This window comes from Leptospira borgpetersenii serovar Javanica, from assembly GCF_003046425.1.
Classification (GTDB): Bacteria; Spirochaetota; Leptospiria; order Leptospirales; family Leptospiraceae; genus Leptospira; species Leptospira borgpetersenii.
The window spans coordinates 27501-53983 of sequence record NZ_QAJG01000022.1 but is presented as its reverse complement, the minus strand read 5'-3'; the positions used below and the strand labels follow the sequence as shown (position 1 = coordinate 53983).

Annotated in this window: 16 protein-coding genes and 2 pseudogenes (1 of these 18 only partly in view); 9 read left to right on the top strand and 9 right to left on the bottom strand. The window is 39.0% G+C overall.

All coding sequences use genetic code 11. From position 1 onward, the window contains the following. Positions 1 to 394 precede the first annotated feature (394 nt). A complete protein-coding gene (locus CLV95_RS14940) occupies positions 395 to 853 on the bottom strand; it encodes a peptidylprolyl isomerase (protein WP_002730869.1) in 459 nt (152 codons plus the stop codon). Between the two features lie 186 nt (positions 854 to 1039). Between CLV95_RS14940 and CLV95_RS14935 the strand changes: the two genes are divergently transcribed. Genes CLV95_RS14935 through CLV95_RS14925 form a run of 3 tightly spaced genes read left to right on the top strand, consistent with a single transcriptional unit; the run spans position 1040 to position 7140 of the window. Further along, complete coding sequence (locus tag CLV95_RS14935) at positions 1040 to 3928, top strand: adenylate/guanylate cyclase domain-containing protein (RefSeq protein WP_002733825.1); 2889 nt, start codon at positions 1040 to 1042, stop codon at positions 3926 to 3928. After that, entirely contained in the window at positions 3912 to 6029 is a 2118-nt protein-coding gene (locus CLV95_RS14930) for a FecR family protein (protein WP_002733874.1), read from the top strand. The genes CLV95_RS14935 and CLV95_RS14930 overlap by 17 nt, the downstream gene beginning before the upstream one ends. Beyond that, positions 6019 to 7140 carry an LIC11435 family protein gene (locus CLV95_RS14925; RefSeq protein ID WP_107695009.1) on the top strand — a complete coding sequence of 374 codons (1122 nt, stop codon included), beginning with the start codon at positions 6019 to 6021 and terminating at the stop codon, positions 7138 to 7140. The genes CLV95_RS14930 and CLV95_RS14925 overlap by 11 nt, the downstream gene beginning before the upstream one ends. A 73-nt stretch (positions 7141 to 7213) precedes the next feature. Here CLV95_RS14925 and CLV95_RS14920 read toward each other — a convergent pair whose 3' ends face one another. Next, positions 7214 to 9082, bottom strand: a complete 1869-nt coding sequence (locus tag CLV95_RS14920; RefSeq protein WP_002733837.1) for an ABC-F family ATP-binding cassette domain-containing protein — start codon at positions 9080 to 9082, stop codon at positions 7214 to 7216. Positions 9083 to 9131: 49 nt separating this feature from the next. Next, complete coding sequence (locus CLV95_RS14915; RefSeq protein WP_002730820.1) at positions 9132 to 10544, bottom strand: sensor histidine kinase; 1413 nt, start codon at positions 10542 to 10544, stop codon at positions 9132 to 9134. A 214-nt stretch (positions 10545 to 10758) separates the two neighbouring features. On the opposite strand from CLV95_RS14915, the gene CLV95_RS19910 reads away from it, so the two are divergent. Both CLV95_RS19910 and CLV95_RS14900 read left to right on the top strand, forming a co-directional pair. Further along, positions 10759 to 10956, top strand: coding sequence for a hypothetical protein (locus CLV95_RS19910; protein WP_002730728.1), 198 nt, complete (start codon positions 10759 to 10761; stop codon positions 10954 to 10956). 173 nt (positions 10957 to 11129) lie between these two features. Further along, positions 11130 to 14200: pseudogene (locus CLV95_RS14900) on the top strand (response regulator). 161 nt (positions 14201 to 14361) lie between these two features. Here the strand turns inward: CLV95_RS14900 and CLV95_RS14895 are convergent. Continuing rightward, positions 14362 to 14838 (bottom strand): Crp/Fnr family transcriptional regulator, encoded by a 477-nt coding sequence (locus CLV95_RS14895; RefSeq protein WP_002730751.1) that lies wholly within the window; start codon positions 14836 to 14838, stop codon positions 14362 to 14364. 802 nt (positions 14839 to 15640) lie between these two features. On the opposite strand from CLV95_RS14895, the gene CLV95_RS18970 reads away from it, so the two are divergent. Next, the gene (locus CLV95_RS18970; protein ID WP_162265833.1) at positions 15641 to 15799 is read left to right on the top strand and encodes a hypothetical protein; all 159 of its coding nucleotides are present in this window, start codon (positions 15641 to 15643) and stop codon (positions 15797 to 15799) included. Positions 15800 to 16082: 283 nt separating this feature from the next. Here CLV95_RS18970 and CLV95_RS14880 read toward each other — a convergent pair whose 3' ends face one another. The 4 genes from CLV95_RS14880 to CLV95_RS14865 form a co-directional block, all read right to left on the bottom strand. Next, positions 16083 to 17336 carry a SpoIIE family protein phosphatase gene (locus tag CLV95_RS14880; RefSeq protein WP_002730727.1) on the bottom strand — a complete coding sequence of 418 codons (1254 nt, stop codon included), beginning with the start codon at positions 17334 to 17336 and terminating at the stop codon, positions 16083 to 16085. A gap of 56 nt (positions 17337 to 17392) precedes the next feature. Beyond that, positions 17393 to 18514 (bottom strand): sensor histidine kinase, encoded by a 1122-nt coding sequence (locus tag CLV95_RS14875; protein WP_002730730.1) that lies wholly within the window; start codon positions 18512 to 18514, stop codon positions 17393 to 17395. Positions 18515 to 18630: 116 nt separating this feature from the next. Further along, positions 18631 to 19017, bottom strand: coding sequence for an FKBP-type peptidyl-prolyl cis-trans isomerase (locus tag CLV95_RS14870; RefSeq protein WP_002730753.1), 387 nt, complete (start codon positions 19015 to 19017; stop codon positions 18631 to 18633). After that, on the bottom strand, positions 19014 to 19379 hold the full coding sequence (locus tag CLV95_RS14865) for an RNA recognition motif domain-containing protein (protein WP_026053919.1): 366 nt from the start codon (positions 19377 to 19379) through the stop codon (positions 19014 to 19016). Before CLV95_RS14865 ends, CLV95_RS14870 begins: the two co-directional genes overlap by 4 nt. Positions 19380 to 19520: 141 nt before the next feature. On the opposite strand from CLV95_RS14865, the gene CLV95_RS14860 reads away from it, so the two are divergent. The 3 genes and pseudogenes from CLV95_RS14860 to CLV95_RS14845 all read left to right on the top strand — a co-directional run bounded on the left by CLV95_RS14860 (position 19521) and on the right by CLV95_RS14845 (position 25315). Then, a complete protein-coding gene (locus tag CLV95_RS14860; protein WP_002730861.1) occupies positions 19521 to 20567 on the top strand; it encodes a serine/threonine protein kinase in 1047 nt (348 codons plus the stop codon). Positions 20568 to 20797: 230 nt separating this feature from the next. Continuing rightward, on the top strand, positions 20798 to 23089 hold the full coding sequence (locus tag CLV95_RS14855) for an inorganic phosphate transporter (protein ID WP_107695003.1): 2292 nt from the start codon (positions 20798 to 20800) through the stop codon (positions 23087 to 23089). 543 nt (positions 23090 to 23632) lie between these two features. Next, a pseudogene (locus tag CLV95_RS14845) lies at positions 23633 to 25315 on the top strand (DUF262 domain-containing protein). Between the two features lie 939 nt (positions 25316 to 26254). Here CLV95_RS14845 and clpX read toward each other — a convergent pair. Further along, a protein-coding gene (gene clpX, locus CLV95_RS14840) for an ATP-dependent Clp protease ATP-binding subunit ClpX (protein ID WP_002733896.1) crosses the window boundary here: on the bottom strand, positions 26255 to 26483 show its end. It continues 1034 nt past the right edge of the window; only the last 229 of its 1263 coding nucleotides appear in the window; the start codon falls outside the window, past its right edge; it ends in the stop codon at positions 26255 to 26257.

Sequence of the window (26483 nt, the reverse complement as noted above, 5' to 3'; positions counted from 1 at the left end):
CTCTCCCCTCCACCCAAAATCAGGGTGGGGCGTAAGTTTCACAGAGGATTTGTAGTAATTCCGACAGATTTATCTTCAGATCCAAGTATTTGTGGGTAAGGTTATGGTAAGAATTGGATTCCAAAAATTTCGGTTGATTTGAAATTTTAATACGAAATATCGAACAATTTTCCCAACCAAATCCTTGGAGAATATTTTGTCGGTAAACCTATGAAAAAGGAACCTCTATAAAATGATTTTTTTATTCAATGATGAATGCCCAAACGGCAAATTTCATTTAGAAATTTAATTTCAAGATCATTATCTTTGAATTTTATAGAGATTCGCGAAAATTATTATTTGCCGTTAGACCGTTTTGTTTCAGAGGCTTTTGGTCATTTTATATAAAATCGATTTATTCGGAAACAGTGATTCTTTCGATGATAACCGCTTTTGTCGGTTTATCATGAAAACCCGTCTCCGTCTCCGAAATCGTTTCTACGATGTTCATTCCTTGTGTAACTTTTCCAAAAACTGAATGACGGTTATCTAAATAGAAGTTATCGCGTACATTAATAAAAAACTGAGATCCGCCTGTATTCGGCCCTGCATTTGCCATGGAAAGTGTATATTTTTCATTCTTCAGATCTTTATGAAACTCGTCTTGGATCTTATAACCCGGCCCACCTGTCCCATTTCCAACCGGACAACCTCCTTGAATCATAAAATTTTTGATGATCCTATGAAATGTAAGACCATCGTAAAATCCGTCTTTTGCCAATTTGATAAAATTGCCGACTGTAATCGGGGCTCTTTCCTGATCCAGATAAACTGAAAAGTCTCCAAAATTTGTTTTAAATACTGCGGTTGACATACCACTTTCCTTTTATTTTAAGAATTTATTTCCATTTTCCGGTATCATAAAATGACAGAAAACGATTTCTTGTAAAAAATAAACAAAAATACACAAATGAACGATGATATAAAAGAAAAATCCAAGAGCAAAATAGAATGTTCCTCATAACGGAATTATTTTTCCTGGATAAGAGAGCTATCATTCATGTTAGAAATTCACCGTCGTTATCTTCCATTCGGAACTTCAGGAGTCCTTTTATTCATTTCGGCCTCTCAGTCAAATTCTCGAATTGATACTTCCATTCTTTCTCAAGAAATTACGAAAAAAGAAATCGGAACGGTCTGCTTTATCTCAAACGAGACTTCGATTGACTCGAATATGCTCGAATCGATTCCACCTTCCGTGACAGTTCTTTCGATTCTCATCCCTCCAGGACCAGAAACAAACGATTCAGTATACGGTGCATTTTTACAGATTCAAAAATTCTTAAAAAAAGGAAATCTCCTCTTTCTAATCGCACCCGATTGCGAAACCAGATTTCCACTACTTCTTTCCAAACTTTTACTCGCCGCTTCCCCTTCCATGAGTAACTCCGAACTACAAAGTCAAATTTTCCATTTTGGTTACTCTGCCCCGGATCAAACGACATTTCGGAGATATCTTGCCAAACAAAAAGAACAACATTCTTTTCCCGAAATTCCTCCGGGAGAATTTTCCGTATCAGTTCATCTAGTTCAAAAAGGCAAACATACTTCCACTTCTAAAATTCAACACGAAGAATCCCTAACAAAAAATCCCATAAAAACCAAAGGAGAAAAGAAAAATCCAAAGTCTTCCTTTGAATCTTCTTCTATCCATGCAGTTGAGATCGATGATTTAGACGACATTCAAAAGCTGAAAGAATTTCCGGTTGCGGTCTCTTTAGAACATTCACAAATCGTAAACAAAGAAAATGACATCTCCGTCTCAAATCCAACTCCAGAAGAACATTCACAAATCGTAAACAAAGAAAATGACATCTCCGTCTCAAATCCAACTCCAGAAGAACATTCACAAATCGTAAATAAAGAAAATGACATCTCCGTCTCAAATCCAACTCCAGAAGAACATTCACAAATCATAAACAAAGAAAATATCATCTCCGATTCAAACCCAACTTCGAAATCGGCAGCCCCATTAAGCGACACCAAACCACCTTCCCGGCAAGCCGTTTCAAAATCGGAAAAAGATACGCTCCCGTCTTCGGTGGTTGTAAAGTCCAGGTTTCCACTTCAAATCAAATTGATGGCAGTAATTTCCGTTTTGATGACATTCACCGTCTCTACCATCATCTTCTTCGCTTCTTCCGCATTCCGAGAAGATTCGGAAGTTCGAGTCCTTCAGAATAATTTAAATTTGGTGAATATTTTAGGATTAAAAATCAAAACCGACATTAAAGAAATTCTTTCCAACGGAAAACAAATCGTAGGAGCTTTGGTTAAAGGAAATGAAGGAATTTCATTCGCGGACATCTTTTTTCAGAACGATCCGGACTTTATTTATGCGGGCCTTTACCAAATTGAAAGAGGCGTGCCTTTCGCGGTTAATCAATTCTACAACGAACCTTACTTAAACGAGCTCAGTGTTTCTCCAAAAACAATTTCGAATCTTGTGCAAAATAGATCCGGCTTCATTCAAAAATCCATTCTTACCGGCGGCAGAATGGAGAATCTAAGCGCGGAGTTTAAGGAACCGATCTTCGCAATCGCAATTCCCTCCTCCGGCCCTAATTCGAAGGTTTTGGTCCTGATCCTTCGTCTGGAAAAGTTTCTTAACGCATTCCAAAAACAAGATATATCCGATGTATTCATGGTGAACGGAGAAGGAGATCTAATCGCTCATTCGGATGCGAAACTTCTTCAATCGAATACGAATTTTATGAATCTCCCGATCGTGGAATCCATGGTCAAAAGTTCGGAAAATACGAAACAAATCGAATACAAAGATAAAGATGGCAAGGTTTGGTTTGGTTCGTATCAAAAACTGGGCTTCGGCGGGGCCGCCGTCATTTCGATCGTTCCGGAAGATAAGGCATTTGAAGCGGTTTATAAGATTCAAAAAACGAACCTTCTTATTATGGGAATCGCTCTTTGTTTGGCCCTACTCATCGTCTTTTTCTTTGCAAAAACGATCACCAAACCGCTGTTACATCTACTGCAGGCCACGACAGAAATTGCACGAGGAAATTTTAAAATCAAAATCAGCTCCACTACAAAAGACGAAGTGGGTCTTCTTACGGACTACTTCGTGGACATGGGCAAAGGTCTCGAAGAAAGAGAAAAAGTAAAAGACGCTCTAGGGAGGTTCGTAAACAAGGAAATCGCGGAGATGGTCCTAAAACACGAACTTACCCTTGGAGGGGAAAGAAAGATGTGCGCGATTTTCTTCTCCGATATTCGTAGTTTTACTTCGATATCCGAAAAGCTTCAACCGGAAGAAGTCGTTGAATTTCTAAACGAATACATGACTGAGATGGTCCATTGTGTCAACGAAACGCACGGGATCGTGGACAAGTTTATCGGAGACGCAATCATGGCGACCTGGGGAGCCGCGAAGACGTCCGATAAAGACGCCGAAAACGCGATTAACGGTTCCCTGATGATGAGAGAAGCGCTTCTGAAATTCAATCAAGGAAGAGGCGGAGAAAAAAAGCCAATCATTCAAATCGGTTGCGGTTTGAATTATGGCCCCGTGATCGCGGGTCAAATCGGCTCCGAACAAAGGCTCGAATACACTGTAATCGGAGACGCGGTAAACCTCGCGTCCAGAGTGGAAGCCTTGAATAAACCTTTCGGAACCGACATCCTTATCACACAAAATCTTTTGGATCACGTGCCCGATATCTTCAACGTTGAAAAGATGCAATCGATTAAAGTAAAAGGTAAGGAAGAGCCACAAGTAATCTATGCAGTTTTGGGAAGAAAAGACGACCCGGACTGTCCTAAAAGTGTCGAAGAACTGAGAAAAAAGATCGGAATCGTTTGGGAACCGCCTAAGAAAGATAAAGCGAAAGACCCTGAAGCCGGAGAAGTTAAGTATGAGATACTTGACTGAAGGGAAATACGTAGTCACATTTCTTACGGGACTCTTCCTCATTTTTAATATATTACTGTACCTTCATTTAACTTCAGGGCATAAAAAGGGAAGCAACCCTGAAATCGGAAAGATAATCTTTAAAAATAGAAAAGCCCAAAGAAAATTCGACTCCGAAGTCGTCTGGGAAGAAATCGAAACCGAAATGAAAGTCAGAAACAAGGATACGGTCCGTACTGATGATAAAGCCGAAGCCGTTTTGGTTCTAAACGACGGAACCGAAATCAAACTCGACGAGAATAGTATGATTTTTCTGGACTTTTCGGATAAAAACCTATCGATCGACTTCGCATACGGATCGGTTTCCGCCAACAAAGATAGTGGCACCGAGATGAAGATCAAAAGTGGCGAGACCACAGTGGAAGTAGATAAAGGAGACCTAAAACTTTCCAAAGCGGAAGATCAAGCTCTCAACCTCGAAGTTTCCAAAGGGAACGCAAAGGTAATTTCCGGAAATCAGGAATCCAATTTAACAAACAACCAGGCAATCGAATTAAAAAACGGAAAATCCGAAATTCGCTCGCTATCGATCTCTCTGAATTCTCCTGGAGATAGAAAATTCTTTCAAACTTCGACGAGCTCCTTTCCGGTATCTTTTAATTGGAACAAAGCGGAAGCCGTAAAAGAATATACATTAGAAATTTCGAATCATCCCAGCTTTTCAAAGAACGTAATTCGAACCAAATCGAACGGAATTTCTCTTAATAAATCTTTGGAAAAAGGATCGTATTTTTGGAGAATCACCGCAATCAATCCGCAATCCAGAACACCCGAATATAGCGAAACTCGTTCTCTTACCATATTAGGAAATTTGAAATCCGCTCTTTTTACTCCTACAAAATCGGAGGAATTCAAATTTACGTCCAATCCTCCGAACGTAGTCTTTCAATGGACTTCCGTCGATTTCGCGAATATATATAAGTTCGAATTGGCAGAAGATAAGAACTTTCAGGCAATCCTCGTCAATCAGGAAATCCAAGGCACTCTTTTTCGTTGGGACAAAGCGAAGGAAGGGAGATATTTCGCAAGGGTCACGCCAAAACCTTCTTTGGCTGATTTAAAAGCACTTTCCTCCGAAGCGATTTCGTTTAACGTTAGAAAGCTGGAAAAACCGGAACCCCCCTCTTTGAAAAAACCTTTCGACCAGGAAGAAATCGCCCTTCGCAAATCCTCCAAAGAAGGAAATCTATTCGTATGGTCCGGTTCCGGAGACTTTATGGAATATATCTTGGAAATCTCAAACGATTCGGAATTCAAGAATATCATATTTAGCAAAAAGACGAATTCATTATCTATGATGTCTTCTCCGATCACAAACGCCGGTACTTATTTCTGGCGAATCAAAGCTTCCACAAAAGAAGGCGAATCGATTCTTTCTTCCAGTAGACAATTCAACGTTCAATCTTTGGAAAATTTGGAACTTCTATCTCCCGCGAACGAACAAGAACTGGGCCATCCGGCTAACCATAAACTGACTTTCCGTTGGCAAAGACCGGACCCTTCCGGAATTTACAGATTGGAAGTCGCCAAGAACTCCGGATTTTCGGGAGAGGTGATTCGGGAAAATTTCCGTTCCTCTTCCGGAACCGTGAGTATTCCTTCCGTCGGAGAATATTTCTGGAAAGTTTCTCTTTTAGGTTCCAGCGGAGAAAATTTATTAACGAGTAAAACTCAAAGTTTTAAAACTTCGGACAACTCTCCTTTCTTAAGTCAGAATTATCCTACAACCGAAGAAACGATTGATATTTCCAACCGGGAAAGTATCGAATTCCGTTGGGAAACGGAAGGAAATATAGAATCCGTAATCCTGGAAATTTTAGAAATAAAATCCGGTAAAAACAAATCGATTTTGAAGAAGGAGCTCCGAGGAGAATCTTATTCTCTTAAGGATTTTGGAATATTAGAAGAAGGCAAATTTCAATGGAGAATCTCGGGCAGATACAGAGACAAGAAAGGAATGCAAAAATTTACGATTCCGATCTCCAGAAATTTCGAAATCAAACTGAGCAAAACAATCCGACCTCCGGAAATTCTTTCACCGAAGGAAATTTATGTGGAATAGAATCTTTTTATCCTGCGTTCTCTTTTCAATTTCCTTTTCCGTATTCGGTGAAGAGGAAGGTAGATATTTAGAATGGAAACCTGTTCCTGAAGCCGGTAGTTACATAGTAGAAATCAAGGATGCCAGCGGAAAAATCACCCGAGAAAAAACGAAAGCCACCCGTTTCGAAGTGAATCTTCCTCCCGGAGTATACGAACATAGGATCGGTGTACTCAATAAGTTCGGAAGATCTCCGGTATTCTCCGAGTGGGCTTCCTTCGAGGTTATCGTTTCTCGAGCCCCGTTCATAAATCCTGATTCCGGCGTAAAAATTTTAAAGAAAAAATTAGGATCTTCCTTAACCGTAAAAGGCGAAAATTTTACGGAAGCGATGAACGCTACCCTGCTTTTCCCTTCGGGCGAAACGATCAAAGTCGAATTTGAATTCGTAAATTCAAAAGAAATCAGAATCAAGACCGAAAATCTAAACCTCAAAGAAGGAAGTTATACTCTCTCTCTGGAAAATCCTAGAAACAAAAAATCCGCCCAAGAAGGATTTTTAGTCCTCGCCGATTCGGAAGAAGAACTTACGGAGATTGTTAAACGAAACAAACAGGACAATCGGGTTTTATATCCCGAAATTCAATGGGGCCCCGCTTTTCAATCCGCAATTTTACCGGGTTGGGGACAATCCAATCAGGGTAAAAAATATAAACGTTGGATTTTTCCGATCTTAATCATAGGTGCAATCGTTTATTCCACGGAAAGACTTTCGGCATACAACTCCAGTTTGGCCGCTCTCGATCAAAGCAAAACGTTGAATCAAAGTTTTTTTTTCATGGGAGATCCCGCGCTTCTTCCTTTTGCAACCTATTCTTATCTACAGATTCAATCCGATTACTCTAACGCAGTCTCCCACTACGAACAATTCAATACTTCGTTGGAAATTATCGTCCTTCTGTATTTGTTAAACGTATTGGATGCGGCGCTGTTCGGTTCTACCGCTTACGAATCAGATCGCAAGATAGTTCCTTTCTTTAAAACCAGAAAAATAGAATCGATCCAAGGAGACCACTCTTCGAACACTTTCTTTCCAAACTCATTCGAAATAGGAATGAAAATTTTTCTATAACTTTTACGACAATCGGAACATTCCAATCATGAAAGATTCCTCCATAGTAAAATCGGTTCACCAATCCCCTGATTTAAAGTAAATTCTGAAGTTCTTCCCAACGTTCCAACTTCGAAGGTAGAACGGCATGAATCTCCATAAGTCGATTACCTACGGTCGCCAACTCGTTCGGTTTTCCAATTCCGGATTGAAGAACTTCGGTGAGTTTACGCTCTTCCTCTTCCAGAGAAAAGATCTCCGTTTCCAAAACGTCCAATTCTTTCTTCTGATTGAAACTCAATCCCTTTTTAGTTTTTGAAGAATCGATTTCCTTCGGTTTTATCTCAATTTCCTTTTTTTCCTTTTGTTTGTTGAGATAATTCTTATATTCCAAATATTCGGAATAATTTCCAGGAAACTTTTCAACGATTCCCTCTCCCTGAAAAATAAACAGATAATCCACCGTCCGATCCATAAAATAACGATCATGTGAAACGACGAGAACACAGCCCCCGAACTCAGTCAAAAATTCCTCTAAAACCGAAAGGGTTCGAATGTCCAAATCGTTCGTAGGTTCGTCCAAAATCAAAAAATTCGGATCAGTCATCAGAATGGAAACAAGATAAAGTCTCCTTTTTTCTCCACCCGATAAATTCTTGATATAACCGGCCTGTAATCTTGTATCAAAAAGGAATAGTTCGAGCATGTCGGCAGCACTTAAAACACGATCATCGCTCATTTTGATCGAAACACCACATTCCTTCTTGATATATTCGATCACTCTCATATCACCGGAAAGCTCTTTGGAAACTTGATCGAAATAACCAAAACTCGTATTCATTCCGACGCTTACGTCCCCCGAATCCGGTTTTGTTCTACCCACAATTATGTCGAGAAGAGTCGATTTTCCCGACCCGTTCGGGCCTACGATCCCGATCCGTTCCCCATTCTTAAACGTATAAGAAAAATTTGATATAATGGACTTATGATACGACTTGTGCAGATTTTTCAATTCGAGAATTTTTTTCCCGAGCCGTTTGCCCGAAACGGAAAAATCCAAAACGATTTCTTTTCCCGCCTTTTTACGATTCAAAACCTCGAGAGCACGATCGGTTCTTCCCTTTTGTTTGGTTCCCCTCGCTTTCGGTTGTCTTCGAAGCCACTCCAACTCTTTTTTGAGAAATTGTTTTTCTTTCTGTTCCGCTTTTTCGCGGATAACTTCGGCTTCGTTTTTTTTCTCCAGATAAAATCCGAAGTTCCCCGGAAATGAAAATAAACTTCCATTTTCCAATTCTAGAATTCGCTCCGTGACCTCCTCTAAAAAATAACGATCGTGAGTGACGAGAAGAACAGCTTTTTTAGTTTCGATCAGGTAGTCTTGAAGCCAGAGAATCGTATCCACGTCCAAGTGATTGGTCGGCTCGTCGAGAACAAGAAGATTAGACTCTTCGATTAAGATCTGAACCAAGGCAACTTTCTTGAGCATTCCTCCAGACAAAGAACCCATTCGAATCGAAAGATCCCGTATATTCAATTCTTTTAAAAGAGATCGATACCAAGACTCCAGTTCCCAAGCTCCAAGCCGATCCATCTCCAACATCAAACGATTGTATTCTTCCTCCGCGCCGCCCCCCGAATCCAAACGTTCACAAACCGCTTCATAAGACCGAATCGTTTCCAAGATCGAGCTCGAACCGGAAAAGATATGTTCCAAAACGGTATGATTTGGATCAAAAGAGGGAGATTGAGATAAAACCGCGATCCGAAGAATTTTATTCTTCATGACCTGCCCGCTGTCGGGAATGTCTAAACCGGCAAGTATTTTCAAAAGGGTCGTTTTTCCGGAACCGTTGATTCCGAGAATTCCGATTTTTTCCCCTTCATTGATTCCAAAACTGATTTGATTGAATAAAACTTTAGAACCGATTTCTTTGGAGATCTTGTCGACAGATATTAAATTCATAGACCGGATACTTTCAGATTCCGGAATGAATTACTGAAGACAAGTGTTTTTAAGTTTTAAATCGGATTTGAAATTTCGTTCCTCTTTCCTCTCCTGTGGGTAGAAGCACAAACTTACCCCTGAGTTGTTTGGAAAGAATTTCCACGAGTCTGAGCCCCAACGACTCGGATTTGTCAAGGTCGAATTTTTCAGGCATACCGATCCCGTTGTCTCCAATTTCCAAAACGGATTCTCCCATGTCCAATCTAAGTTTCACTGAAATTCGACCTTCCCTTTCGTTCAAAAACGCATACTTCAAGGAATTAGTCACGAGTTCGTTTACGATAAGTCCCAATGGAATCGCCGTTTCGATCGAGACAAAATTCGGCTTGGAAGAGATATCGAATTCCACTTTCTTCTCTTTTCCAAAAGAATGAAGAAGGCTGATCAAAAGGGTGTTGAGATAATCACAAAAATCGATTTTTGTAATATTCTCGGATTGATAGAGTTCTTTATGAATCAAAGCCATAGACTGAATTCTACGTTCGCATTCCTTGAGAATCAGAGAGATCTTTTCGTTTTGAGAATATTCGGCCTGTAAACCCAAAAGACTTGCCACCACTTGAAGATTGTTCTTCACTCTATGATGAATCTCTTTCAACATTACTTCTTTTTCTTCCAGGGTTTTTTTCAGTTTTTCCTCATCATTCTTTCTTTCGGTAATATCCCGAATGATCTGAGTCGCGCCGATTAGGTTATGAGAAGAATCTCGAATGGAACTATAGCTGATTTCGAATATCGCGACATCCTGAACTAAACCGTGCATCATTCTTTCCGTGGTATATACTTCTCCCCGAAGGGCGCGGCTCCAATTTTCGATCACCACACTCCGCTCGAGGGGATCCCAAATGAGCTCAGGAAGAAGATTTCCTTCTTCGATTTTTTTGCCGTAGAGTTTCCAAAAATTAAGTTCAAAGGAAGAATTAAAAGCGATCACACGAAAGTTAATGTCCACCGCACAGATGGCATCCTTCGTTCCTTCGATCACTCCGCAAAGCCTCTCTTGAGTTACCTTCAGTTTAGAACGAAGCCTTTCTAGTTCAAGTTCGGCCCGTTTTTTAGAATTGATATCTCGTACGATTGCCTGGAAATACTGACGATCACTTTCAAAAAAAGTGGTAGAGGCTACTTCCACGAATAAAGTAGAACCGTCTTTTCTGATAAATTCCTCTTCAACGATTCCGACTCCCACTCCTTCCTGGATCATTTTCTGAATTCTTTGTTTAACGATATTTTGGGACCGGTGGTGAATGAATTGGAGAATCGGTCTTCCGATCACTTCCTCAATCGAGTCGTAGCCGAGCATTCGAATCAATGCATCGTTCGCTTTTAAAATTTTACCTTCAGAGTGAATCACGAGTCCGTCCTGGGAAAAATCAAAAAGAAGTTGATAGTGTTTTTCCGTGATCAAGATCGACTCCATTTTATTTACGACTATCCTCAAAATTGAATTTTTTATTACAAAATATCTGATGAAAGCTCAAGCGCCATGTTTCCTTGAAACCGGATATCTTATTCCCGAAACTGAATGCACCGTTTACTCTCCATAAATCGTTTTACAGATGATTCTACAAATCACACGAACTCAAGTACTGCATACTCGCACCGATCGGTACAAAACGGAATGCCGAGTTTTCTTGGAGACAAATACACCAAACACTTTAGGGATCAAGAACGGAAAGCCAATCCAACCAGGTCCAAAGATTCCTGAATCAAAAAAGAAAGGACCCAAAGCTCTTTTACATTTCTTAAAAAATATAGTCGATAAAAAAAGTTCGATAAAGATCAAAAAATTTTATCTTGCACTTCTTCAAAAAACAAATTTTTTAAACTAGAATCAAATCCTTTGAAAATTATGGAAAATGTAATATATCCGGAACAGTTTTCACATTGGAACATGATTTCCATTTGAGAATATTCTTTTTCTTCAAAACATTTTCTTATTTTGCTTGTTTGATATTTTCAATGCAGAAAATTATAAAAGCCTCTGTTTTGGTTATAGGAATAAATGACTTTTTTACAACCTGATTTTAATTTCCTAATCTTGAATTCTTCAGGAGATGTTATCACCTGGAATTTTTATCAGCCGTTTCAGGAGTTTAGAGAAAATTTAGAGAATCAAATCCATCCTTCCCAATGGAATTGGACAACACCCGAATCCTGGGCTTCTATCTGGGAAGCAGCCAAATCTCTAAATGAAAAAAATTCTTTCCTGAAAGCAAGCTATCAAAACCAAAAAAAGAATCTTTAAACTTAGAAATCCAGGTTTTACCTTTAGGACAAAATCATATTTTATTTTCGTTTTTTGCAGATCCAAAATTATCCTTTTCAGAAACTCCTAGTATTTTTTTACAGGACGCAGAACTTCGTTCGACGATCTTCCAGAAATCGACTAACACGATCCTATTACTAGATCCGGAAAAAGACCTGATTCTCGAAACCAACCAAACCGCAAATCTGCATTTCGAAACTCAAAACCCGTCTGAGATTTTGAATATTCCATTTTCGAATCTACTCGCCCCGGGATTTTCCTTTTCCGAATACGAATCCAGAAAGAGAAAAATTTTATCCGGAGAAACCCCTTCTTGGGAAGTGGAATTGAAGACGTTTCGAGGTCGAAAATTTTGGGGAAATACGTCCTTTCGAACGGTTTCCACCCGTTTGAATCGGATCATTCTGGTACAGATCAAAGATATCACCGAAAAAGTCAACGCTCGAAAATTCATCTTGGAACAAGCGGCAACAATAACGGAACAGGAAGCCAATCTGAACGCGATTATTGAAAACTTGGAAGCGATGATATGGTCCATCAATAAAAATTACGAATTACTCATATTCAACTCTCAATTCCAAAATGCAATGCAAGACTTTTATCATTCGGAAATCTCGCTCGGTTTTAATGTATTTCAAAAGGAACTTCCTCCGAAGGTTTTCGAATATTGGAAGGAATTTTATGATAGGGCGTTGTCCGGAGAAAAATTTAGCGTAGCAGGTAAAAGACCGAATCAGGACGGAACCTTCGTTTTCAGCGAACTTTCCTTTCATCCGATCAGAAACGCGGAATACGAAATCACAGGAGTCAGCGCGGTTTCCGTGGACATTACGGATAAAAAGTCAGCTGAAGAAAAATTCAAACTTTTATTTGAACGTTCAAGCGAACCTCACGTGTTATACGACGACTCCGGAATTTTCGAATGCAATCCTGCAACTCTGAAAATGCTCCGATGTTCCGATAAAAAATTTGTTTTGGGAAAACATCCGATTCATTTCTCCGCAGAAATTCAAGCTGATGGAAAAACAGAAAAAAAGATGATGAGTGAATTCGAATCGATCTCCCTAAACAAAGGTTCTTATACATTCGAATGGGTCTATAAACGTTTTAACGGAGAAGAATTTTCCACAGAAGTCACATTGATTCCGATCATAATCAGCCAAAAGCGGGTTTTTCTCTCGGTCTGGCACGAAATCACTGAACGAAAGGTATATGAAGATTCCCTAAAGCGCGCCAAAGAAAGCGCCGAAGCCGCATCCAAAGCAAAAACGGACTTTTTAGCGATGATGAGTCATGAAATTAGAACCCCTCTCAATGGGGTAATTGGTACTGTAAGTCTTTTGGAAGGAACACCTCTCGGTGCGGAACAAAGAGAATACCTGGATATCATCAAGTCGAGCGGGCAAAATCTGCTTATTTTGTTAAACGACATTCTTGATCTTTCGAGAATCGAATCCGGACAGCTTACGCTCGAAATGCAACCCGTATCGCTGAAAAAACTCACGAGCGAAGTGATCAATTTATTCCGTCCCATGGCGGAAGAGAAAGGTCTTGTGATCGAATTCAGCATATCCTCTTCAGTTCCGAATTGGATTATTTCCGACCCGTACAGACTGAGACAAATTTTGACAAATCTTCTCGGAAACTCGATTAAGTTCACAGAAAAAGGAAAAGTACTTTTGAAAGTGGAAGCCGAAAAATTTCCGAACAATAAATTCAGACTCATCTTTCATGTTAAGGATACGGGAATCGGCATCGCCGAAGAGAAGTTGGAACTTCTTTTTAGGGCTTTTAGTCAGGTGGATTCTTCCACCACTCGGAAATACGGAGGTTCCGGACTTGGACTTACGATCAGTAAAAAATTAGCCGAGTTGATGAAAGGTGAAATCATCGTAAAAAGTCAAGTGAATCAAGGCTCCGAATTTACCTTATCCATTCTTGTGGAAAAATTAGAATACGAAATCCCTGCTGGAATTCAAGAACTTCATTCTAAAAATTTGGCAACCACGGCGATACTTTCTCTCCAAGAATTCGACTTTAGGGAGCAGATAAAGAAATTCTGTGAACGAAACGGATTTTCGGTTAAGATCGTAAAAACAGCAAAAGAAGCGATTCGTACCATCGGCGAAGAAGAAAAAATCGGAATTTTTCTTACGGACCTAAACCTTCCGGATATGAATCTACCCGAAATGTTGAACGAACTCAAAAACCAAAAACCTTCTTTAAAACTTACGATCATTCTTTTTGTGGAAAAGGAACTGAAGGATTCCTATTATCACGTTACGAACGGACTTTTCAACCGTCCCGGATTTAAGATTTTTATGATGTTTAAACCGATTCTTTTGGAAGAGCTCAGTAAAAATTTTGAAAAAGCGTTTCCCACCAAGGTCCTAAAAGAGGAAAAACCAGGAGAAAATGAAAAACTACTTTCCGAAAGGATTCCACTCAAAATTCTTTTAGTGGAAGATAACTTAATTAATCAGAAAATCGCTCTTCGTCTTCTTATGAAACTCGGGTATACCGCGGATGCGGCATTAAACGGTCTGGAAGCGATCGAATGTTTGAAAGAGCGAAAATACGATCTAATTTTTATGGACATCCAAATGCCCGAGATGGACGGCTACGAAGCCACACATCTTATCCGAAAAGATTTCGCAAAATCGAAACCGGTGATCGTAGCGATGACGGCTAACGCAATGGAAGGAGACAAGGAAAAATGTCTAGACGCGGGTATGGATGCCTATATCGCCAAACCGATCCAAATTCAGGACATAGAGTCTGCGATCATTCTTCTTTTTCAATCTTAGAATGTTTTTTTAAAGATTTTGAATATTCTTAAAAAAGACCGCTCGGTGTAAAAAAAATGGAATGACACAAGAACGGTTCAATTTTAGAAGAAAAAAAGATCGAAATTCACTTCGGATAGATTTCGTGCTTGGAACAGTTGATAAATCCGATTTGTTAGAAATCAGATCGTATATCTCTTTCTCAGTTCTCTTGCATAAGTCAAATCGTGCGTCAACATCCTTAAACGTTTGGCCAAAAAATGGGAAATTGCCTGATAAAATTTTAAAGAAGCTTTGGAATCTTTTTCAAAGACCGCTTTTAAATGATCGTAGGGAATTCTCAAAAGTTCGGATCTCTCCATCGCTTCTACCGAAGCGGAACGTTTACCCGGATCCAAAAACGGCAATTCACCAAAATGATCGCCTGTAGCAATCGTAGTCACGTTTACGTCGTCCCCTTTTTCGGTAGAGGTAAGAACTTTTAAAGTTCCGTAGATCACCACGAAAAACGCCTTTGCGTCGTTACCTTCGTGAAAAATCGCATCGCCTTGTTCGTAAACTTTATATTCCGTCTTTTCCGCAATAGCGTTCAATTCGTCTTCCGTAAAATTGGAGAAAAGATATATGTCTTTTAGAATTTCTTCTTTCGTATGCTGCATAATAGTAATTCCCGAAATGCGAATGTAAATCCCAGTTTAAATAATGCAAGCAGGTTCCGTAACCCAATACTCAGATACACAAAAATGTCCTTAGATTCTGCATTCAATTCAAATCGAAGATCATAACGGCTTCGCGTTCTTTCCAGTATTTTTTCGACTCAAAAAAACTTCCCCTATTTTCTGATCCGTACAATCGTATTTGAGTGTATGTTTTTTATGTTTTGAAATCATGAAATATTTCCGTTTTATTATGGCGCCTCCTGCGCGGAAGCGGCTGGGGCAATCGCCGAAATTTTTCTACAAAAAGACTCTGAGTTTCCGGTCCCGGAAGATTCCGACGGATAAAACCCAACAAAAAGGCGCAGGACCGCGCTTTTTCGCGACTACGCGTCGCTGCGATCGCTGGCGCGTTTGCATTTTCAGAAAACCAAAAATTACCGGTGAAAAAGTAAGTAGGAGTTTCCACATTCTGAGGTTCTGTAACGAACTTTCAATCGTCTCCAAAAAAATTCGAAGTATTTGCGACTCGAGTATTGGAAATTGTCTTACTACACATGAAAAAAATACAGTAATAAGAAATTCGATATGTTTTACGTTTTTTCGATCCTTTAAAAATGATTCTCCTAGGAATTATATTTTCCCAAAGTTTTCTAAAGAAGATTCGAAAATCCTCGGAGAAAAAGATCTGAACGATATCGTCGACTTCCAATTAAAGAAAAAAATCAACGATTCATTTTGTCCGTTTGAAAGAATCAAAGATCTAAACATAAGATTCCTATAACGCCCAATGATATTTAGTAATTTGAAAGCAAGAAAAATAATACTCACTTATTTCACGTTTCGTGCGGAACTAAACGAAGAAATTCATACGATCAATATCGGATTGAGAAATAAATATAGGCGGGGCGTTAAAGGTCCGAAAGATACTATGAAGTCCTATTTGCAAGCTTTAGAATATTAATAAAAATTAATACTTCCCAATCCTTTCTCCGTTTTAGAGCCCGTCTCAAAGCTGTCTTCTGTAGGAGAGACATTGCAGCGACACTGTCATCAGCCCTCTGAATGTGGGGGTTCCCACAAAAAACCGTCGCATTCGTGGTTTTCTCTCGTCGTTTAAAATTGCTAATAGCGCCTACATTTTTGTTAAACTTAAGGCGCATCGCTTCTATTGGAGCTCGACAAATTCTTAATGATTCAGGCCGGAAAGTCCAATTTCCAAAAAGGAGGCGATATAAAAGGAAACTTCAAAGATCGGGGAAATTCAAGGCCAACAGGATGGCCGTAATATCATCTTGTATTTTCTGTGATCCTAAATGTTCGATCAGACTTTGTAAAATGGCCGGAATCGTTTCTTCCATAGGCTCTGAAAATTTTTTCGCGAGAATATTTTGAACGGCGAGCTCCCCAAACTGCTGCTTGTCGGAATTAAACTCCTCATAAATTCCATCCGTGAATAAGAACAGACGATCTCCGTATTGATAACTAAATTTAAAAACACCGTACCGATTGTTCAAATCGAGACCGAGTAAAGACCCAGTTCGATCCAACCCCAACACAAGATCTTTGGAAAGAAAGAATTGAGTAGGATGGCCACCGGAAGCATACGAGATTTTTTTGGAAACAGTATCTATATCCGCAAGAAAACAAGAGAAGAACATTCCTATATTTCCGAAATTCCTGCAATATTCGTGGTTGAATTCCGTGAGAATAGTTCCCGGATCGGTATCCTTTTTTTTGATGGATTCCAAAATTCCTTTGAGAGTCATCGTAAGAAGAGCAGCCTGTATCCCATGTCCCGTCGCATCCGCAAGAAAAACCCGGAGGACCCCCGGACGAATTTGAAATAAATCGTAAAGATCCCCGCCCACTTCCATCATCGGAAGATACATGGAATGAATTTGAATCCCCGCAACGGAAGGAATATCCGGAAGAATTTCCGTCTGAAGCTTTTTCGCAAGATTCAATTCCTCTTTCATTCCTTTGTAATAGCCAGCGAGTAACCTGGATCTCTGTCGAACCTTCTCTTCGAGTTTTTCCAATAGTTCTTCCTTTTCACGATCCATTTTCCTCAAACTTTCGTTAGCTCGCTTCAAATCCATTAGAATTCTATGTTTTTCTGATATGTTCCGAATGATGACGTGATACTGGTAATCTTCCTCAGGTCCGGTAACCGAAACAGAAATCTCCGAAATCAAAACCGTTTTATCCTTTCGAATCATACGAATCGGCCCGAAAGGCTTTTGACTTCTTTTATCCGGAAGTTCAGCTATGTTTTTTAGAATTCTATAAAATCGTTTTCGAATTCGAAGTGAAAACAAATGTTCGATGGAATTGCCGATAAGCTCGGAAGAAAGATATCCGAATGTTTTTTCTGTGGCCGGATTAGCCAAGATCACTCTGAAATTGCCGTCCAAGGAAATGATCGAGTCGATCTCAAACAATATGGAATAACGGGGATCGCCGTGGCCTTTCTGTTCTGATTGTCGGGAGCCGTCCATGGCAAATTGAAGAAGAATCTAGTAGATCGTCTCCCATAAAGTCAAGAATCTTTCTTTCAAAGCGATTCGGGAAGATCCAAATAAAAGCGTGTGATTCCGTTTCCACTTTCGAAAGAAATGTCTCCTTTCATTTCACGAACTAAGTTATAGGAAACCGTAAGTCCAAGACCCGTGCCTTTTCCGATATCTTTTGTCGTATAAAAAGGATCGAAAAGTTTATGTCTGTTTTCTTCCGGAATACCGATTCCAGTATCTTCAATGATCGTACGAACGAAATTTCGATTTTCTTTTCTTAATTTCTCCCAACGAACGGCAATTATTCTTTTTTGACCCGGATCGGAATTGCTTTCGATCGCATCTTTTGCATTTGTAAGCAGATTGAAATACACTTTTCTGAGTTTTCCGGCGGAACAAGCCGCAAAGAGAGGAATTTTTAGATCAGGTATTACCGTTTCTATTTTCGACTTATCGATACAGGCTTTTATCACGCCGAGCGCAGAATCGAAAACGGATTTAATATCTTGGATTTTTATTTCTTCCTTTTCGACTCGAGTGAAGGTAAGCATATCTTTCACGATCTCGGAAATTCGATTTCCTTCTCGTAGAATAATTCCCGCATATTTACGCAGAGGATTTCCGTTTTCGATACCGTTAAACATCATTTCCGCATAATTGATCACACCCATCAATGGATTATTAATTTCATGCGCAACGCCCGCAGAAAGAGTTCCGATTGCGTCTAATTTTTCCTTTTGAACCCAAGAAGCGCTCGGTTTTTCCCAATCCTTATCCACTACAGAAGCTCTTTGGGAATCGAATTTTACGGCAGTTCTCTCAAAAATCTGGGGGGCTTCCAAATAAGCGAAAATTCGCAATTCTTCACGATCGAAAGCAAAAGAAACCGAATATTCCTTTTGAACTCCGTCTTTTGTAATAAAAAGAACAGAATAGGCGGGATTTTCATTCGAAAAGTTCGTACAAGGCCAAAGAGAAGGATCAGAAAAATGAAATGTTGTGTCTTTAAACTGACAAATTTGATTCCAGTTTTGAGTTCCCTCTAGTTCCGTTCTTGAATAACCTAGAGTTCTACAAAAAGCAAAGTTTACTTTTTGGATTAAAAGAGACGGCTCTAAAATACAGGCCGGCAACGGGAAATGTTCGAAAAAATCATAAGGCATTTGGTTATAAAGCTATCGCAATTGGAAGGCTCCTCCTTTTTACGATAGATTAGAACCGGAAAGCTGACCAAATCCAATGTCAGAATCCGGTAAAATCTGTTACAAAAGAAAAAAACTCAGTACACTTTAAGCAGTTCCACTTCAAAAATGAGAGTGGAATTGGGAGGAATGGCCGTACCTGCACCTCTCGAACCGTAACCTAGTTCGGGTGGGATGGTAAGTTTACGAATCCCGCCTTCTTTCATACCTCGAACTCCACGATCCCAACCTTTGATGACTTCTCCCGCCCCCAAATTGAAAGTAAAAGGAGTTCTTCTATCTCTGGAACTATCAAACTTCTTACCGCTAACCAACGTTCCAACATAGTGCACTGTAACGTTCGATCCGGAAAATGCTTCTTTACCGGTTCCGATACGAATATCTTTGATAACTAAATCTTCTGCAAACGTGGGAACTATCGCGACACAAAAAATCGCTAAGATGAATAAACGTGTCAATTTCATTTTCCTCTTCCTCCGGTTCTTCTTACACCAGCACCTGAAAATCCTCCAAACTTCGACTGATTTCCATGAATCTTACCGGAAGCCCCTCCACCTTTTACGGATTGTTTTTTTTCGAACTCTCTTTTTAATTCCTCAGAATCGATTACCGCGATCTGTTTGCCTTGGATTTCTTTTTTATTCAATGCCGCAATTGCTTTCGTTCCCGCGGAATCATCCATTTCGACAGATCCATAAGACAAAGAACGTCCCGTAGTTTTATCTTTTTTAATATGTACTTCTTGAACGGTTCCGAATTCCGAAAAAATCTTTTTCAGCTCGTCTTCGGTCAACTCCTGAGGTAGATTTCCTACTGATATCTTCATGATTTTTCCTTTCTCGAGAATCAATTTGTAAAATCCGATTTTATTGAAAACCAAATTCCATCAAGATCGGAACAAAACGAGTTCCATCCCGACCTAATAAAAAAATTTCCAAGGAAACTGGAAATAAGAATTCTGGAGCCTGTGACCGACTTTTTACAACTCAATCCAGGAGAGATTCTCAGCCTAGCCGAAAAGGCGGGATACGAACCCTCCGGTCATTGTATGGCTCTAAACAGTTTGGAAAATCGAGTTTTCGACCTTAGGTTAGAGGACGGTTCTCATATCATTTCCAAATTCTATCGTCCCGGAAGATGGAGCAGAGAACAAATTTTAGAAGAACATCATTTTCTACAAGATCTGAAAGAAGAAGAAATCCCTGTCTGTACCCCCTTCCTATTTGAAAATGAAAGTAGTCTCTCTTTGTTTCAAAAAGGTATTTATTATTCTTTCTGGCCCAGAGTCGGAGGAAGGTCTCCTGACGAACTGAATCCGGAAAATCTCAGAATTTTAGGAAGGCTTCTCGCTAGAATCCATAACATCGGTCAGGCGAAACATTTCGAACACAGGATCACACTCGATTCCGAAACATATGGAATCGCTCCTTTAGAAACCCTACTTAAGGGAGAATGGATTCCTCCGAGTTGCAAAAAAGACTATCTTGAAGTCGCAAACCGGATTTTAGATCTCTTTCGGGAAAAAATAGAAACGGTTCCTCTGCACAGAATTCACGGAGACTGTCATAAGGGAAATCTACTCTTTGGAAAAGAAGGATGGTTTTTTGTCGACTTTGACGACTGTCTAAAGGGTCCGGCAGTTCAGGACTTTTGGATGCTGCTTTCCAGAGGAAAAGAAGGACTTGAAGAAAGAGAACATATTCTTTCCGGCTATAGAGAATTTAGGGAATTTAAGGACGCCTGGTTTGATCTTGTGGAAATTCTTCGAGCAATGCGGTTTATTCATTATTCTGCCTGGATTTCCAGTAGGTTTACGACGGATCCCTCCTTTCCGGTTGCCTTTCCCCATTTTGCAGGAAACGAATACTGGGAAAAAGAAACTCTCGAATTGAAAGAACAATACAAACTGATTTACGACTCACTGGGAGGAAAAAATTTCTTTTCCGTTACAGAATCGACCACTACAGAAGAAGAACTCACCAACAAGGATTTTTTTTGGGATTTGGAAGATTAACCGGTTGATTTTGTAACACAAAAGTAATAATCACAGACGGGTTCACGGCAAAATTTCAGTTGTCCGGTTCCACAGATTTAAAAGACTCAAGGATAACTCTCGACAAACGTTGTACTGTTGTAGATTACAACAATCCGCGATTAGAGCCAATAAGCGCCGGATTCACGTTTCACAAGAGTCAAAGCGAAAACTTTATTAGATACTAACAAAACAATAAACGGAAGCGTTTCATGGACTTTTTTTTAATCATCGTCGTTTTGATGGCAATCCTCGGAGTCGGCGATCTCCTAGTCGGAGTTTCGAACGACGCGGTAAATTTCACCAATTCCGCCGTTGGTTCTAAAGCCTCCTCCAAAAGAATCATTCTGATAGTAGCCGGAATCGGGATTATTCTCGGAGCCCTTTCTTCCAGTGGTATGATGGAAGTTGCAAGAAAAGGAATCTTTCATCCGAGCGGATTTGCACTTCAGGATCTAATGTTCCTGTTTTTAGCGGTTATGCTCACGGATATCGTGCTTCTAGACCTTTACAACACTATAGGACTTCCGACTTCCACAACGGTATCTCTGGTGTTCGAACTTTTAGGAGCCGCTCTTGCAATTGCACTTTTAAAAACCGGAACTTTAAGCGGTGCGTTTCAAATCATCAACTCGGAAAGCGCACTCAAGATTATCTTCGGAATCGTAACAAGCGTGATCGTCGCCTTTTTCTCCGGAATCATCCTACAATTCGTGTTCCGATTCATTTTTTCGTTTAACTTAAAGAATTCGATGAAATATTTCGGGGGGCTTTTCGGGGGGCTTTCCATCACTACTGTGATCTTTTTTACGCTTTTATCGGCGATGAAAGGTTCTACTTTCATTCCTCCTAATGTAACCGATTATTTGAACAAGAATTTTACGAATATCCTTCTAGTCAGCTTCGTAGGATTTTCGATCCTTTTTCAAATTCTAGTATTATTAGAATGGAATATTCTAAAATTCTTAGTTTTAGTAGGGACCGGTTCTCTCGCCATGGCCTTTGCAAGCAACGACTTGGTAAACTTTATCGGTGTTCCTCTCGCAAGTTTTACTACCTGGAATTTGATCCAACAGACGGGAGGAGACGCAAGCGTTTTGGCGACAGGGCTTGCGGAAAAGGTGGAAACCCCGAACTTCATCCTACTGGGCGCGGCGTGTATCATGCTTTTCTCTCTTTGGTTTTCCAAAAAAGCCGAATCGGTCACACAAACCGAAGTTACGCTGGGCTCCCAGGGTGAAACATTAGAAAGTTTCAATACGAGTTTGGTTGCTCGGGTTTTCGTCCAAATTGCACTCGGAATTTATACTCCGATCAAGGCGATTCTTCCCACAAGGGTTCGTAATTTTATCGGTAGGCGTTTCGAACAGAAAAATTCCTTGGAAATCGTCAAAATGCACGAAACGGAAGCTTTCGACTTACTCAGAGCTTCCGTAAATATCCAAATCTCGAGCGCATTGATTTTAATCGGAACTCTTTATAAACTTCCGCTCTCCACAACCTTCGTGACTTTTATGGTGGCAATGGGAACCTCTCTCACAGACGGAGCCTGGAACAAGGAAAATTCCGTTAACAGAGTAAGCGGAGTTCTTACCGTAGTCGGTGGTTGGTTCTTTACGGCCATCATCGCATCGGCGACTGCAGGAGCAATCGGATCGATTCTGTATATCTTCGGATTCTCTTCGGTGATTGTCCTCGTTTTAATCGCGGCACTTTTGATATTCCTTTTTGCAAGGATCCACAAAAAGCGTCAGGAAGCATACGACGAAAATCTGGAAAAACTCATCACTCTCAAAAAACATCCGGAAAAAGCCCTTTCCAGAACGATCTCTTCCATGCTTGCGAGTTTAAACGTTGCTAGAAAGGCTTTGAACAACGTCTGTGCAGGTTACGTAAACGGTAAAAAGAAGAATTTCAGACAGACTCAAAAACTTTTGAAAGACTTGAAAAAGATGAGGGAAAATTCCCTTTCCAACTTTTTATCGATCGCAAACAAACATTTGGAAGAAGAAGATCTTTCTTCCATTCATCCGATTACGGAATCGATCAATCACCTAGATCGAATTACAGAAAGTATTTGGAATATTCTTAGAACCTCATCGAACGGAATCAGTTCCTTTCACGAGGTTTCCAAAGACGAAAAGGAAGAAGTAAAAGAACTCAGGAAATCCGCCACGAATTTGATGGAGCTCATTGCGGATTCCGATAAATTCCCGAATCTTTTGGAAAAAGCAAGATCAGAAAAGAAAACCAAAAACTTAGAAAAAATCAAACAAAACATCTATAAAAGTCAGATGAAACGAATCAAAAAAGGAGACAGCAAACTGAAATCCAGCGTTTCCTACTTCGTGATCATCGACGAACTTGTAGACATTAACGACAATCTTCTTTCTCTCGCGGAAGAATTAAGCATTGCGATTCCCTGGACTGAAAAGAAAAAGATGGAATTGCAAAGCAAATCTTTACTTACATCCAAAGCAGAAGAGAAAAAAAAGAAGAAGTGATTTCATAAAACCTGTAAAACGATTCTGTTGTTTACAAAAACGGTTTCTTTTTAAAATAAAAATCGCATCGTTTCAAACGATGCGATTTTATAAACACAAATCTTGTTTTTCCGTCTTGAGTCTATCTCAAAACCACTGTTCGGTTCTTAACTTTGAAACGATGTATTGAAGTCAGAATCGGTTTTAGATTCATTTTTACTTTAAAATCCATCCTCAAATCTTAAATTAACGCAAGTTTGACGGTTGAAAACGAGAAAGAATTTTCTAAAAGTAGGAGTTCCTACAATTTTAGAATTTGTTCATAAAATCATGATTTGTGGTATTTCCCATATTTTAAGAATAGATTCACAAAGTTTAGATTCCAACTTGTTTTTAGAAAAATGAATCATAGATTTTTACGCCGAACTCACGTTCAATATTCAGCTTTTTAAATTTAAAAAGCAAAAACATCCAAAATAAAACAAAAAATAATTTTTGTTTCCAAAATCTCACAATAAATTTTCATATCAATTAATAGAATATTACAATATTAAATAGTATAAAATGGCTAAAAAATTAGAAAAAGCGGATACATCAATTACCGTATTAATTGAAAAATTCAATGCCGGAGAGCTTGGCATTCCGGAAATACAGAGAGATTATGTTTGGAACAAATCCCAGGTTAAAGATTTGGTTGAATCACTCTACAAAGAATATCCGACAGGATTAATTTATTTACAGCGCGCCCCAAAACCTAATTCTGCTTTATCAGAAAGATCAAGCTGCAAGGTTCTGTCCCCATCGAACGCCCTTTAGAAAGTGAGATGCTTTAGTTTCTTTGGGGACAGGTTCTTATGGAAAACGAAAACACTTCCAAAATTAAAAGAAAATTCCATTAAGACCCCCGACTTATTGATTTTAGACGGACAACAACGACTTACATCACTTCAAAGACTCTTAAAAGGTGAAATACCAGTATATTTTAATGTTGAAGATGAATCCTTCGTTATATACAGTAGCAAACTTAAAAATGTTCCGTCCTGGGTGTCTGTGAAATCCGTTTTAGAAAATCCCATTACTGTATGGAACCGTATAATAGAAAACTTAAAAATAGATAAAACCTCACCTCTTCAAGAAGCTTACATGAATAGAATTCAAAATCTATCTCAAATCAAAGACTACTCTTTCCCAGTATTAACTTTACATACAGATGACTTTGAAGAAGTTACGGAATCTTTTATAAGATTAAACTCCAAAGGAACAAGACTAAAATTCGCGGAATTAGCTATGGCCCGATTAGCTTTCAATTGGCCTGGAGCATTGAATGATGAATTCAAAATTGCTCTAACCGAATACGAAAATATCAATTTTGATTTTAGTCCAAGTTTTTTAATGAGATGTTTTGTAGTAATAGGGACCGACCAAAGCAGTTTTAAGACGTTAGATACACTTTGGAATGAAAGAAAAAGCAATTTACCTTCAATTTGGGAAAAAACAAAAAAATCAATCGATACGACGATAAATTTTTTGAAAAACAATGTCGGAATCGGATCTTCCAACTTTATACCCTCAACGAACGCATTAGTCCCTATTGTTTATTATGTGAACAAGTTGAATTCAAAATTGGACGATGACTCTATCAATGGAATTCTCTTTTGGTATCTAGCGGCTACCGGCCTCGGTAGATTTACAGGGGGCGCCGAGGCCCAAATTGACAATGACATTAAAGCAATCAATTCCGAAGCACCAATCCAAAACCTGGTAAAGAATTTGAGAAGAAGTGTCGCTAGCTTTGAATTTACTCCTGAGATGATAGCGGGAGAATATCGTACTAATAAGTTTATGCCGTTATTATTCTCGTTATGCAGAAAAAAGGAAGCAAAAGATTGGTTTAATGGAATAAATTTAAGCGCCGGCAATCACGGCAGTGAAAATCAAATTGAATTACATCATATATTTCCAAAAGCCGTATTAAAAGATACTGAAATCGAAACAGAGTTAATTGACGACCTGGCCAACATTGCATTCCTATCTTCTAAAGCAAATAAGGAAATATCAAAAACTCTACCAAATCAGTATTTAAAGAAAATCGAAAACGATCGACTTAAAAAACAATTCATCCCAATCTACGAGGAACTATGGGAAATTACGAGATTTAAGGATTTTTTACAAGAGCGTCGAAAATTAATTATTAAAGAATTGAATCTGTATTTTGCGGAAATAGGTAAGTCATTTATAGAGAATTAAGAAACATAAATGATTTATAAACAATAGAGTTGTTGAAAGATTAATCTCCATTTGTTTCCTGGAAACAGTCGATTGAAGCGATTTTGTTAAAGGAACAGAATTCTCAAATGTCGCAAAACAGTGGTTTTCACATAGGAATTCCTTATAACATTCTGTCGTTTTTTGATTTTATAGAGATGCCCTTAATCTCAACTTTTTCAACAACTCCGGAAGCTATCTCAAAAATATCTTAGAATGATTGAAATGGGCGTTTTAAGCAAAAACAAAGATAAAGTATTTTTGAGATAGCTTCTAATAAAAATATCAGTTTTTATTTTGAACTTGTCCCAGATCTCAAAAATGTAGGATTTTTTAGATGTTAACGGTTAATAGTTGTTAGGAGTTTGCACATCTAACAACTATCCACTAAAACGCGGAAACTCTTTTGTTTTTTGAAAAATTTGTGATGATATTTCTACCGAAGTTTTGGAACGAATTCTTTATAAAAACCTAATCATCTCTACATAATAGAGTGCCTCTAGAATTCCGTGCCTAAACGTTGGATTTGTGCTCAAATTAACGGTACTCTATTTTATAGAGATCAATAATCTTTAAAAATGTCCGCACAAAATCGACTTTAGGATATTAAACTATCTCCAATGTGGGATACCCTACGGAAATTGAACAACGATAAAACCCATTCAAAAGCCATAAAATTCCAGACAAGAGACTAATTTGAAAAATTCCTGCATATTACTCGAACTAACCGTAAATTCGAATAAGAAAGTTTAGGCGAATCGCCCGCAAATTTCATAGCTGAAACACTTTCATAAAAAGTGTTTCAGCTATGAAATTTTCAAACTAAAGTACTACTCTTTATGGATCAGCATAACAATCGCTTTCGTTATGCCGAACTCACGTTAATTATCACTGAATTCTCTTCAAGTTTCGGGAAAGACTTTAAGCGATCTTAGATTCTTTTTTGAGAATTAAAGTAGGAGTCACTCGATCGGTAATTACTTCCGCAGTGATAATTACCTCTTCGATATCTTTACGGGATGGAATGTCGAACATCAGATCTAACATGATATTTTCAACAATCGCCCTAAGCCCTCGAGCACCGGATTCTCTTTTGATCGCGAGTTCGGCGATTTTATCGATCGCGTCCTCATGAAAAGTAAGTTTTACA

Coding starts and splice junctions, on each gene's coding strand:
- CLV95_RS14940 (WP_002730869.1), bottom strand. CDS start 853: ATGTCAACCGCAGTATTTAAAACAAATTTTGGAGACTTTTCAGTTTAT.
- CLV95_RS14935 (WP_002733825.1), top strand. CDS start 1,040: ATGTTAGAAATTCACCGTCGTTATCTTCCATTCGGAACTTCAGGAGTC.
- CLV95_RS14930 (WP_002733874.1), top strand. CDS start 3,912: ATGAGATACTTGACTGAAGGGAAATACGTAGTCACATTTCTTACGGGA.
- CLV95_RS14925 (WP_107695009.1), top strand. CDS start 6,019: ATGTGGAATAGAATCTTTTTATCCTGCGTTCTCTTTTCAATTTCCTTT.
- CLV95_RS14920 (WP_002733837.1), bottom strand. CDS start 9,082: ATGAATTTAATATCTGTCGACAAGATCTCCAAAGAAATCGGTTCTAAA.
- CLV95_RS14915 (WP_002730820.1), bottom strand. CDS start 10,544: ATGGAGTCGATCTTGATCACGGAAAAACACTATCAACTTCTTTTTGAT.
- CLV95_RS14895 (WP_002730751.1), bottom strand. CDS start 14,838: ATGCAGCATACGAAAGAAGAAATTCTAAAAGACATATATCTTTTCTCC.
- CLV95_RS14880 (WP_002730727.1), bottom strand. CDS start 17,336: ATGGACGGCTCCCGACAATCAGAACAGAAAGGCCACGGCGATCCCCGT.
- CLV95_RS14875 (WP_002730730.1), bottom strand. CDS start 18,514: ATGCCTTATGATTTTTTCGAACATTTCCCGTTGCCGGCCTGTATTTTA.
- CLV95_RS14870 (WP_002730753.1), bottom strand. CDS start 19,017: ATGAAATTGACACGTTTATTCATCTTAGCGATTTTTTGTGTCGCGATA.
- CLV95_RS14865 (WP_026053919.1), bottom strand. CDS start 19,379: ATGAAGATATCAGTAGGAAATCTACCTCAGGAGTTGACCGAAGACGAG.
- CLV95_RS14855 (WP_107695003.1), top strand. CDS start 20,798: ATGGACTTTTTTTTAATCATCGTCGTTTTGATGGCAATCCTCGGAGTC.